An 11352-nucleotide genomic window follows, 5' to 3' on the forward strand; every position below is an offset into this window, starting at 1 on the left:
GTTATGGGTTAACTCTCAACTTTACTGCCTTTTAACTATTTATCAAACTTACTGCCTTTATGATCAGATTTTACTAAATAAGTCATAAAAGAACCTATTTTTTTACTTTCTGTAATTGTTTTTTCTTTTAAGAATTCAAATTCTTCTTTAGAAATGTGATTTCTATCAAACGCTCTAAATAATTGTGATCTTAATTCACCACAAGAACCTTTTGAATAGCTTAAAAAGTTAATAAATTCTCTTCTGCCGTTTCTTTCAAATCCTTCAGCAATATTATCCATAATTGAACCAGAAGAACGATTCATTTGGTTCTTTAACTCAAAATCTTTTCCTAAGGATGTGTTTTCAAATTTATCCCAAACATCTTTACATATTTCTCTACCTAATTGCCATATATCAAGTTCTTCAAATGAATTAATTGTAGCCATAAATCTGTTTTTTTAATGTATCCCTTAACCCGAAACTCGCAACTTTCTAACTTGAAATTTAAGGCACTTTATTTCCCATACTTTCCGTCCAGATTTCAAACCAATCTTCTTTTTCTAAAATTAATCCGGCTGCTTTTTGTAATTGTTGAATTCGGGCTACATTAACTGTTCCGGCAACAGGAATTACTTTTGAAGGATGTTGCATAATCCAAGCCAACAAAAGCAAATCGGATCCCACTTTATATTTTTCTATTAATCGGACAAATAGTTTTTTTAGTCTTCTGGTTTGGTCAGTGTCTTCTCTAAAAACTATTCCCAACGGATTCCATGCCATCGGACGAATTTGGTGAAATTGCATATGGTCTAAAGTGCCATCCAGCATCGGTTGAAAATCGGTTGCCGAAAACTGAATTTGATTATAAGAAACTTTTGTTTTTTGCTGAATTAAATCTGTTTGTGAAGGTGTAAAATTCGACAATCCAAAATCTAAAATTTTACCGTCTTTTTTTAATTGTTCCACCGCCTCAGCAATTTCATCGGCTACCATCAGTGGACTGGGTCTATGTAATAAAAAAACATCTAAATAATCGGTCTGTAAATTCTTAAGGGAATTTTCTACTGACCAAATAATATATTCCTTCGAATAATCATAGTGTTTGATTCTGTTATTTCTTGTATCACAAACATGTTGAATGCCACATTTTGAAATTAATTGAATTTTAGAACGATCTAATTTACTTTTTTTTAATCCAATTCCAAAAGTGGATTCGGTAGTATATCCACCATAAATATCGGCATGGTCAAATGTTGTAATTTTGTTTTCTAAACAAACATGAATCAAATTAGCCATTTCATCTGAGCTTAAATTTTTGTCCCAAACACCCCAGTTCATGGTTCCTGCAATAACAGGAGATAAGTTAGTTTTCATAGTATTGTATTGATAAATTTAATAATAACGATTTTTTTCAAGTAATTATTCCGGTTTTCATCCTTCCTTTTTCCTTCCTTTCCTTCAGGTCTTAAAATTATAAAAACTAAATCACAAATCACTCTTAAAACCCATGTTTTAAAAGAACTTTTAACGCTATATTAACATCTTGAAAGGAATAAAATTTTCAATTTGCACTGTTAAAAAAATGATAGTAATTTCGTGCCTTTAAAAAATGAATTATGGAAGAAAACACTACGACTCTAGACATAAGAGCGATTAATGAGAAAATTGAAAGAGAAAGTGCGTTTATCGACTTGCTTACCTATGAAATGAACAAAGTCATTGTCGGACAAAAGCACATGATTGAGCGATTGTTGATAGGTCTTTTAGGTCAAGGCCACATTTTGTTAGAAGGTGTGCCGGGATTAGCAAAAACACTCGCTATTAATACGTTAGCACAAGCCGTTCAAGGTTCTTTCAGTAGAATTCAGTTTACCCCTGATTTATTGCCTGCCGATGTAGTAGGAACTATGATTTATAACATCAAGCAAAATGAATTTTCCATTAAAAAAGGACCCATTTTTGCAAATTTTGTGCTTGCCGATGAGATTAATCGTGCCCCGGCAAAAGTGCAATCAGCTTTATTAGAAGCCATGCAGGAAAAACAAGTGACCATCGGGGACACGACTTTTAAATTGGATAAACCTTTTTTGGTATTAGCTACTCAAAACCCAATTGAACAAGAAGGAACCTATCCGTTACCGGAAGCTCAAGTCGATCGTTTCATGTTAAAAACAGTAATTGATTATCCAAAAATGGAAGACGAACGAATGGTTATTCGTCAAAATTTAAAAGGAAGCCATGAAAAAGTAAACGCCGTCATTTCCATTGAACAAATCTTGAGAGCACAAGAAGCAGTTCGTGAAGTTTACATGGATGAAAAAATAGAAAAATATATTTTAGATATCATCTTCGCTACACGTTTCCCTGAAAAATATAAATTAGAAAGTCTAAAACCATTAATCAGTTTCGGTTCATCTCCCCGAGGAAGTATCAATTTGGCTACTGCAGCAAAATGTTATGCATTTATCAAACGTCGAGGTTATGTAATTCCGGAAGACGTTCGTGCAGTGGTTCACGATGTGTTGCGTCATAGAATAGGCATCACTTATGAGGCAGAGGCTGAAAATATTACTTCAGTTGAAATTATCAACAAAATAGTAAACGAGATTGAAGTACCTTAATTTTTTGTTTCAAGTTTAATGTTTCAAGTTTAGAACCTGAAACAAAAAAACCTGAAACCTGAAACAAAGAAATATGGAAACAAAAGACCTACTCAAAAAAGTACGAAAAATAGAAATTAAAACCCGAAGATTGAGTGATCACATCTTCTCGGGTGAATACCACACGTCGTTTAAAGGCCGTGGGATGACTTTTTCAGAAGTGCGTCAGTATCAATTTGGTGACGACGTTCGAGCCATTGATTGGAATGTAACGGCTCGCTACAACGAACCCTATATCAAAGTTTTTGAAGAAGAACGCGAGTTGACCATGATGTTAATGGTAGATATTTCCGGTTCTGAAAGTTTTGGAACAAAAAATCAGTTGAAAAGTGAAATTGTAACGGAAATTGCAGCAACAATGGCTTTTTCTGCTACTCAAAACAACGACAAAATTGGTTTGATTTTGTTTTCAGACGAAATTGAGCTTTATATTCCACCAAAAAAAGGGAAATCACACGTGTTGAGAATCATTCGTGAGTTGATAGAATTTCAACCCAAAAGCCATAAAACCAATATTTCAAATGCATTGAAATTTTTATCCAGTGTGATGAAAAAGAAAGCCATTGTTTTTTTTATTTCTGATTTTATTACCGAGGATAATTATGAACATACACTTAAAATTGCAGGTAAAAAGCATGATATAACCGGAATTCGAGTGTTTGATATTCGTGAAGAAAAAATGCCAAACATTGGAATGGTAGATATGCTCGATGCTGAAACTGGCGAAACAATGTTGGTAAACACCAATTCAAAATCGATTAGGATGGAGTATGAAAAATATTACCACGAAAAAGTAATTTTTTTCAAGGAAACTTTTTCAAAATGTGGTTCAGGAACTGTAAACACAAGAGTAGATGAAAGTTATGTGACTAAATTATTAAGTTACTTTAAATCCAGATAATCATTAGCAAATTTCAAACTAACCTTTGTGAATAGCGGTGAAACAAAACATGAAAATAAAATTATATATATTCTTTATTCTGTTCTCAACCTTAGTTTTTGCTCAACAAAAAAGAGTGACAACTTCGGTAGATAGTACTAAAGTTAAAATAGGAGCTCAAATTAATTTGACTTTAAAAACTACGGTTGATACACTTTCAAAAGTGACTTTTCCAGAAGGTAAATTATTTGGACGTTTAGAAGTACTAGAAAGTTATCCTACGGATACAATCAAGGAAAATTTTAAGTATCAACTAATCAAGAAATATGGTTTAACTCAATTTGATAGCGGAAAATTTGTCATTCCTTCTCTACAGGTTATAATCAATTCAAAACCTTATCCAACTGATAGTGTTTTGGTTGAAATTTCAAATGTGGTAGTTGATACGTTAAAACAACAGATGTATGATATTAAAGATATTACCCAAGTTGATAATGACGGATGGCCTTGGTGGATATATCTATTAATTTTAGTTGTTTTAGCAGGAATTGGCTATTTGATTTATTATTTAATTCAAAAAAACAAAAAACCTAAAGTTGAAGAAATTGTTTATGCTTCGCCGATAGAAAAAGCAACAGCTCACCTAAAAACATTAGAAAAAAAGAGCTTAGTAGAAAGAGGAGAAGTGAAAGCTTATTATTCTGAGTTGACAGATATTGTCCGAACATATATTGAGGAAGCCATCGAAATTCCGGCAATGGAAAGCACAACCGACGAATTGATTGCAGCTTTCAAAATTGCGATTGTAAAAAAGAAATTAGCTTTAAATGATGAAACAATAAAAAACCTCGAAAGGGTTTTAAAACAAGCAGATTTAGTAAAATTTGCCAAATCAAAACCACTTGAATTTGAAATTGTAGAAGACAAGTCAAAAATTGAAAAAACAATTTATAAAATTCACCAATCAATTCCTGAAGTTGTAGAAGAGGAGTTAATAGACAATGATTTTAACAAAGATAAAATTCTAAAAAGAAAACGAAAACGCAAAATCATAACCCTTGTTTTATCATTTATAGTTTTACTTTTTGTAGTGACGGGAATTTTAATTGTAACCAAAGGATTTGAATTTGTAAAAGACACAATTATTGGTCATCCAACCAAAGAGTTATTAGAAGGAGAGTGGGTGTTGAGCGAATACGGTAATCCGCCTATAAAAATTGAAACTCCAAAAGTGTTGAAACGAATGGATGTTTCTAAATACATGAACAAAGAATCGGCTTCCTTGATGAAAGACATGCAAATGTTTGGATATGGAGCTATTTTAGATCATTATTACATTGTTATAATGACTAATAAATTTAAAGAAGAAATTAAGATTGACTTAGCAAAAGCAATGGAAGGGTCGCTCAAAATAATGGAAGCACAAGGAGCACAGAATATTTTATTGAAACAAGAAGAATTCAGTTCTAAAGAAGGTTTTAATGGATTAAGAGGCTACGGTACAATGACAATTATTGATCCGATAACTAAGAAAAGCAGAAAAGCCTATTATGAAATGATTTACTTTTCTCAAGAGGGAGGTTTGCAACAAGTCATGGTTTTACAAGATGAAGGAGATGAATCAGCTAATCAAATCACAGAACGAATTATGAATTCTGTTGAAATTGCCAAAATGAAATAACTATGGAAAACATCACCTTTTTACATCCACAGTTTTTTTGGTTATTCACTTTATTGCCGGTTGCAATAGCATGGTATATTTGGAAGCGAAATAAACAAACGGCAACATTAAAAGTGAGTTCTTTGAAAGGATTTAAAGTAAAAAGTTCGGTTTTGCCTAAACTAAAACCAATTCTTTTTGTGTTAAGAATTTTAGTTTTAAGTTTTTTAATTGTTGCTTTAGCAAGACCAAGAACCGTTGACATCAGTAATAAAACAAAAACCACTCGTGGAATTGATATTGTTATGGCAACCGACGTTTCCGGGAGTATGTTAGCCAAAGATTTAAAACCAAATCGATTGGAATCATTAAAAAAAGTGGCTGCAAATTTTGTAAATGACCGTCCCAATGATCGATTTGGTATAGTGGTTTATGCCGCTGAAAGTTATACAAAATCGCCTGTAACCAGTGATAAATCGGTTGTGATTAATGCCATCAAAAGTATTCAATATGATAATATTATTAAAGATGGAACCGGAATAGGAATGGGTTTGGCCACTGCCGTTAATCGATTAAAAGACAGTAAAGCAAAAAGCAGAGTCATCATATTGTTGACAGATGGGGTGAACAATGCCGGATTTATAGAGCCTGAAACGGCAGCTGATATTGCAAGAGAATATGGAATTAAAGTTTACACAATTGGTTTAGGAACAAATGGCATGGCTGAGTTTCCTTATGCTTATGCACCTAACGGAGGTTTTTTATTCCGAATGATGCCTGTAGAAATTGATGAAGCTTTAATGAAAAGCATCGCAAAAAAAACAGACGGAAAATATTTTAGAGCCACTAGCAATAGCAAGCTCAAAGAAATTTATGAAGAAATCAATAAATTAGAAACAACAGAAATAGAAGAACAAAAGTTTTATAATTTCGACGAAAAGTTTCGTCCTTTTGTTTGGATTGCCGGGTTATTATTATTGGTAGAAATTTTGTTAAGACAAACGATTTTTAGAGGTTTTATATAATATGTACGAACTTGACGAAAAAAAATATTTATACTTTTTAGCCATTATCCCAATAATTGTGCTGCTTTTTCTATTCAATTTATATTGGAAAAGAAAAAAGCAACGTGAATTTGGGGATATTGAATTGGTAAAAAAATTAAGCCCTGATAAATCAATTTTTAAACCGATTTTAAAAATTGTTGTTTTGTTATTCGCTTTTGTTTGCATCGTCATAGGATTAGTAAATCCAAAAATTGGCACTAAATTAGAAACTGTCAAACGAGAGGGAATTGATGTGGTATTTGCCATCGACGTTTCAAAAAGTATGTTGGCAGAAGATGTTGCTCCTAACCGATTAGACAAATCCAAACAAATTGTTTCTCAAATCATTAATCAGTTGGGAAGTGATAGAATCGGAATTGTAGCTTATGCAGGTAGTGCTTTCCCAGTTTTGCCCATAACAACTGATTATGGTGTGGCCAAAATGTATTTGCAAAGCATGAATACCGATATGGTTTCCTCACAAGGAACTTCATTGGAAGATGCAATTAGGCTGTCGGCTAACTATTTTGACAAAGGCAATTCGACAAACAAATTGATTGTTTTAATTTCTGATGGTGAAGATCATTCAGAAGGTTTTGAAGGAGCCATTGAAGAAGCCAAAAAAATAAAGGCAAAAATTATTACCATCGGTGTTGGAACTGAAAAAGGAGGCCCAATTCCACTCAAGAGAAATGGTGTTGTTGAAAGTTTTAAACGAGACCAAAATGATGAGGTAGTTGTTACTAAATTAAACACCGAAGTTCTAAAACAAATTGGAAAAGGAACCAAAGGTGGTTATGTATATGGGAGCAATACCAAAGAAGTGCTAGAATATGTTAAAAAAGCATTGGATAATATTGAAAAAACAGAATTTGAAACGACACAAATTGCTGATTTTCAATCACAGTTTCAATGGTTTTTAGGTTTTGCTTTTTTATTATTATTGATAGATGTTTTTCTATTGGAACGAAAAACAGGATGGATAAACAAGTTGAATTTATTTAATGAAAAGAAAGCATGAAACAAAATTTAACCATTTTACTTTTAATGCTAACCTATTTTCTGCAAGCTCAGGAAGAGAAAAAAGAAAAAGATAAAGTGTTGCCAAAAGCTAACGAAGAATTTGTGGCTAAAAATTTTACCGAAGCAGAAGCACAATACCGTGTTTCAAATTCTAAAGGAGTTTCCGGAGCCACACCAGCCTATAATTTAGGAAATTCTATTTATAAACAAAATCAGCCAAGCGAAGCAAAATATGCTTATGCGAAAGCCATAGAAAAAGCCAAAACTAAACCGGAAAAACACAAAGCTTTTCACAATTTAGGCAATGTGTTTATGAAAGAAAAGCAATATGCAAAAGCCGTTGAAAGCTATAAAAATGCTTTACGGAATAATCCGACCGATGAAGAAACCCGATATAATTATGCCTTGGCAAAACTGTATTTAAAAAACAATCCGGAAGATCCTGAAAAAGACAAAAAAGACGACAAAAAAGACGACAAAAATCAGGATAAAAAAGATGACGGAGATAAAGATAAAAAGGAAGATAAAAAAGACGGCGACAAAGACAAAAATCAGGATAAAAATGACGGGAATAAAGACCAAGATCAAAAAAGTCAGCCAAAGCCACAACCATCCGGAATTTCAAAAGAAAGTGTCCAAAATTTGTTAGATGCAGTCAATAATGAAGAAAAGAAAGTGCAGGAAAAAGTGAATGCTCAAAAAGTAAAATCGAAACCTGTTCAAACGGAAAAAGATTGGTAAAAAAAATGAAAAAGTTTCTATTCATAGTATTATTAAGCTGTCAGGCAATTTTTGCCCAAGTTCAGTTTGAGGCCAAAGTGAGTAAAAACTCGTTGGGTTTAAATGAACGTTTAAGGGTAGATTTCACCATGAATGTAGATGGTGATAATTTTGTACCGCCAACATTTGATGGTTTTAGAGTGATTGCCGGGCCAAGTCAGCAAGTGAGTCAATCATGGGTAAATGGTAAAAGTTCATTCAATAAAACCTATTCCTATTTTTTATTGCCTACACAAAAGGGTACTATTTCAATTAAACAAGCTGCAATCGAGCACAATGGACAAGTTTATAAAACAACACCTATTTCGGTAAAAGTTTCAGATGCTGTTGAACAACCCAGAGATCCGAACGACAATTCAGTTTCCATAAACGATGCCTTGTATTTAGTGGCCGATGTCAGTAAAACAAATCCATATTTAAACGAACCCATTACGGTCGTTTATAAGCTGTATTTCAGTCACAATATAGGAATCACAAATTGGCAGGAATTAGACAAACCAAAATACAATAATTTTTGGAGTCAAAACATTGATATTAAGCAATTAGTAGCAGAAGAAGGAACTTTTAAAGGGGAACGTTTTCGTTACGTGGTACTCAGAAAAACAGTTTTGTATCCTCAAAAAACGGGTAATCTTGAAATTGAACCCTTGTCATTAGATATTGATGTTGAATTGCCTACTAACCGAAGAAATATTTTTGGTCAAGTAATGTTGACCAAAGACCATAAACGTGTTTCCGCAGGAAGTAAAATTATTTCTGTAAAACCGCTTCCCGAAAATGGCAAACCAATTGATTATTCAGGAGCAGTCGGTAAATTTGATTTTAAAGTTATCCCATCCCGAACCAATTTAAAAAATGGTGAAAGTATGGACTTAGAAGTGAGTATTTCCGGAAACGGAAACCTCAAATTGTTTAGTTTACCCAAACCGGTTGTGCCCACAGCTTTAGAAATGTATGATCCGGTACATACCGAAAATGTGAATACTCCTTTGACAGGAATGAGTGGAAAAATTACAGATAAATATACCATAATTCCACAATTTAAAGGAAATTACACCATCAAACCTTTGCGGTTTTCGTACTTTGATTTAAGTACGGGTAAGTATAAAACGATTACTTCAGAGGAAATTATAATCAACGTCACAGATGGGCCATCCCAAAATGGTAATCTGACAGCAAAAACAACAGAATCTGTTGATAAAAAAGCTATTTCGGCCGGGGATCAATTTAAATTCATTCACTTAAAAACGAAATTTTCACCTATAAATAAGCAAGATTTCTTTGGTTCAAACCTCTATTATGTTTTAGTTAGTATTCCCTTTTTATTAATTCCGTTTATTGTTTTATTCAAAAAGAAAAAAGAAGCTATTGATGGAGATGTTGTTGGGAATAAATTAAAATTAAATAACAGGTTAGCGAAGAAATATTTGTCAGAGGCTAAAAAACAATTAGGGAATAAAGAACCATTTTATGTAGCATTGGAAAAATCATTGCACAATTTCTTGAAAGCTAAACTAAAAATTGAAACTTCGGAAATGAGTAAAGATATTATCAAAGAAATTTTAGCAAATAAAAAAGCACAAACGGAAACCATTGAACATTTTATTCAACTGACTGAAAATTGTGAATTGGCAAGGTATGCACCATCATCAACAGTTGCTATGCAACACGATTATGACAAAGCGGTTTTAGTAATATCAGAACTGGAAAAACAAATTAGTTAACCACAAAGAACACTAAGAAAGCACAAAGTACACAAAATTTATACTATGAGTGAAGATGAAATTGCAAAAATAGTTTTTGAATCGGCTTTAAAAGTTCATAAAGCTTTAGGTCCAGGATTGTTGGAAAGTGCTTATGAAGAATGTCTGTTTTATGAATTAAAAAAGCATTCATTACAAGTTGAAAAACAGAAGGCTTTGCCGTTAATTTATGAAGAAGTAAAAATGGAAGTCGGTTATAGAATCGATATTATAATTGAGAACAAGTTTATTGTTGAAGTGAAATCGGTTGAAGCATTAAATGAAGTTCACTTAGCTCAAATTTTAACGTATTTGAAGTTGACTGAATTTAAGTTAGGAATGCTGATTAATTTTAATGTAAAACAATTAAAAAATGGAGTTCGAAGAGTAATCAATGGTCTTTTATAGTGACCTTTGTGCCTTCTTTGTGAACTTCGTGGTTAAATAAAATGAAAAATAGCATCTATATTTTACTCTTACTCACCCAAACTTTTTGGGCTCAAAGTGTTTTTGACAAAGGAAACGATCAGTATCGAAAAGGAAATTATCAAGAAGCAATTACGGCTTATGAGAGCATTTTAAAAGGGAAAAAAGAATCGTGTGATTTATATTTTAATTTGGCGAACAGCTATTACAAACTCAATAAAATTGCTCCGGCGATATATTATTATGAAAAAGCACTTTTGATAAGTCCCAATGATAAAGACATCAGAAACAATTTAAAATTTGCCAAAAACAGAACTATCGACGATATAAAAGAAACGCAAAAAGTTGGTTTTGAAAAATTACTCAGAAATTTTACAGGCTTATTTCACTACAATACTTGGGGTATAATTTCTATAGGATTTTCTGTCTTATTTTTACTTTTTTTCATGGGGTATTATTTTTCTCAAACAGCCATTTTTAAACGTGTTTTCTTTTTAGGAATGTTCTTCATTCCGTTCTTGATTTTTGCTGCTATTGGGGCTGCCATATTCGATAAAAATATTTATCAAAGCGAGCGTCCTGCTATTGTTTTTGAAGAAATACTTTCCGTTAAAAATGAACCTCGGGAAAATGCAACCGAGGCTTTCGTGTTACATGAAGGAACAAAAGTTTACGTTCTTGAAACGGTAGAAAATTGGAAAAAAATTCAACTTTCTGACGAAACAGAAGGATGGGTTCAAAAAGAGGCAATCAAAGAGTTGAAGTAGTTTCTTGGTCATTGTAGCTCTCCGAAGTCATTGTTAATAGCACACTAAGAGACTACCGTTTCTGATAGTTTTTTTTAGTTCGGTTTGAATGATATACTTATTTCTTCACAATCCATAATTCAATTCTTCCATTTTTGGATTGATTTTCTTCACCTTATACTTCTTTACAATCCACTTTTGGTTCTCATTCCCCCAACCCTTTTCCTGAATTTTTTGGCTATTACAAAATCTAAATTCATTACAACTTTTTATGGTAAGTAATAGTTAAACCGCACAACCAAAACTTTAACACAACTTAACCAATAGATAACTAACAATTTTTCTTACTTTTATAGAATAGGTTTACTTTTACTAAAATTTTTGTACTATGAAAAAACTAATTCTAC

The 11352-nt window shown here is 32.5% G+C and carries 11 protein-coding genes; 9 read left to right on the forward strand and 2 right to left on the reverse strand.

The window, feature by feature from the left end; genetic code table 11:
• Nucleotides 1–35 precede the first annotated feature (35 nt).
• Both C0512_RS08975 and C0512_RS08980 read right to left on the reverse strand, forming a co-directional pair.
• On the reverse strand, nucleotides 36–428 hold the full coding sequence (locus C0512_RS08975) for a four helix bundle protein (protein WP_290860745.1): 393 nt from the start codon (nucleotides 426–428) through the stop codon (nucleotides 36–38).
• A gap of 58 nt (nucleotides 429–486) precedes the next feature.
• A complete protein-coding gene (locus tag C0512_RS08980; protein WP_290860747.1) occupies nucleotides 487–1356 on the reverse strand; it encodes an aldo/keto reductase family oxidoreductase in 870 nt (289 codons plus the stop codon).
• Between the two features lie 242 nt (nucleotides 1357–1598).
• Here C0512_RS08980 and C0512_RS08985 point away from each other — a divergent pair, with 242 nt between their 5' ends.
• The 9 genes from C0512_RS08985 (at nucleotide 1599) to C0512_RS09025 (ending at nucleotide 10966) form a co-directional block, all read left to right on the forward strand.
• Nucleotides 1599–2603: a MoxR family ATPase gene (locus tag C0512_RS08985; RefSeq protein WP_290860749.1), complete on the forward strand. Its 1005-nt coding sequence runs from the start codon at nucleotides 1599–1601 to the stop codon at nucleotides 2601–2603.
• 73 nt (nucleotides 2604–2676) lie between these two features.
• On the forward strand, nucleotides 2677–3543 hold the full coding sequence (locus tag C0512_RS08990; RefSeq protein WP_290860751.1) for a DUF58 domain-containing protein: 867 nt from the start codon (nucleotides 2677–2679) through the stop codon (nucleotides 3541–3543).
• Nucleotides 3544–3592: 49 nt separating this feature from the next.
• Nucleotides 3593–5203, forward strand: coding sequence for a hypothetical protein (locus C0512_RS08995; protein ID WP_290860753.1), 1611 nt, complete (start codon nucleotides 3593–3595; stop codon nucleotides 5201–5203).
• Nucleotides 5204–5205: 2 nt separating this feature from the next.
• A complete protein-coding gene (locus tag C0512_RS09000; protein WP_290860755.1) occupies nucleotides 5206–6207 on the forward strand; it encodes a VWA domain-containing protein in 1002 nt (333 codons plus the stop codon).
• Between the two features lies 1 nt (nucleotide 6208).
• Nucleotides 6209–7249 (forward strand): VWA domain-containing protein, encoded by a 1041-nt coding sequence (locus C0512_RS09005; RefSeq protein ID WP_290860757.1) that lies wholly within the window; start codon nucleotides 6209–6211, stop codon nucleotides 7247–7249.
• Nucleotides 7246–7992, forward strand: a complete 747-nt coding sequence (locus C0512_RS09010; protein ID WP_290860759.1) for a tetratricopeptide repeat protein — start codon at nucleotides 7246–7248, stop codon at nucleotides 7990–7992. The genes C0512_RS09005 and C0512_RS09010 overlap by 4 nt, the downstream gene beginning before the upstream one ends.
• Nucleotides 7993–7997: 5 nt before the next feature.
• Complete coding sequence (locus tag C0512_RS09015; RefSeq protein WP_290860761.1) at nucleotides 7998–9755, forward strand: BatD family protein; 1758 nt, start codon at nucleotides 7998–8000, stop codon at nucleotides 9753–9755.
• Between the two features lie 45 nt (nucleotides 9756–9800).
• Nucleotides 9801–10181 carry a GxxExxY protein gene (locus C0512_RS09020; RefSeq protein ID WP_290860763.1) on the forward strand — a complete coding sequence of 127 codons (381 nt, stop codon included), beginning with the start codon at nucleotides 9801–9803 and terminating at the stop codon, nucleotides 10179–10181.
• A 41-nt stretch (nucleotides 10182–10222) separates the two neighbouring features.
• Nucleotides 10223–10966 carry a tetratricopeptide repeat protein gene (locus C0512_RS09025; protein WP_290860765.1) on the forward strand — a complete coding sequence of 248 codons (744 nt, stop codon included), beginning with the start codon at nucleotides 10223–10225 and terminating at the stop codon, nucleotides 10964–10966.
• Nucleotides 10967–11352 lie beyond the last annotated feature (386 nt).

Origin of the sequence: Flavobacterium sp. (assembly GCF_013822155.1) — a bacterium.
Taxonomy (GTDB): domain Bacteria; phylum Bacteroidota; class Bacteroidia; order Flavobacteriales; family Flavobacteriaceae; genus Flavobacterium.

Bases quoted from the DNA above. Each gene is read 5' to 3' on its own strand.
- C0512_RS08975 (WP_290860745.1), bottom strand. From the start codon at position 428: ATGGCTACAATTAATTCATTTGAAGAACTTGATATATGGCAATTAGGT.
- C0512_RS08980 (WP_290860747.1), bottom strand. From the start codon at position 1,356: ATGAAAACTAACTTATCTCCTGTTATTGCAGGAACCATGAACTGGGGT.
- C0512_RS08985 (WP_290860749.1), top strand. From the start codon at position 1,599: ATGGAAGAAAACACTACGACTCTAGACATAAGAGCGATTAATGAGAAA.
- C0512_RS08990 (WP_290860751.1), top strand. From the start codon at position 2,677: ATGGAAACAAAAGACCTACTCAAAAAAGTACGAAAAATAGAAATTAAA.
- C0512_RS08995 (WP_290860753.1), top strand. From the start codon at position 3,593: ATGAAAATAAAATTATATATATTCTTTATTCTGTTCTCAACCTTAGTT.
- C0512_RS09000 (WP_290860755.1), top strand. From the start codon at position 5,206: ATGGAAAACATCACCTTTTTACATCCACAGTTTTTTTGGTTATTCACT.
- C0512_RS09005 (WP_290860757.1), top strand. From the start codon at position 6,209: ATGTACGAACTTGACGAAAAAAAATATTTATACTTTTTAGCCATTATC.
- C0512_RS09010 (WP_290860759.1), top strand. From the start codon at position 7,246: ATGAAACAAAATTTAACCATTTTACTTTTAATGCTAACCTATTTTCTG.
- C0512_RS09015 (WP_290860761.1), top strand. From the start codon at position 7,998: ATGAAAAAGTTTCTATTCATAGTATTATTAAGCTGTCAGGCAATTTTT.
- C0512_RS09020 (WP_290860763.1), top strand. From the start codon at position 9,801: ATGAGTGAAGATGAAATTGCAAAAATAGTTTTTGAATCGGCTTTAAAA.
- C0512_RS09025 (WP_290860765.1), top strand. From the start codon at position 10,223: ATGAAAAATAGCATCTATATTTTACTCTTACTCACCCAAACTTTTTGG.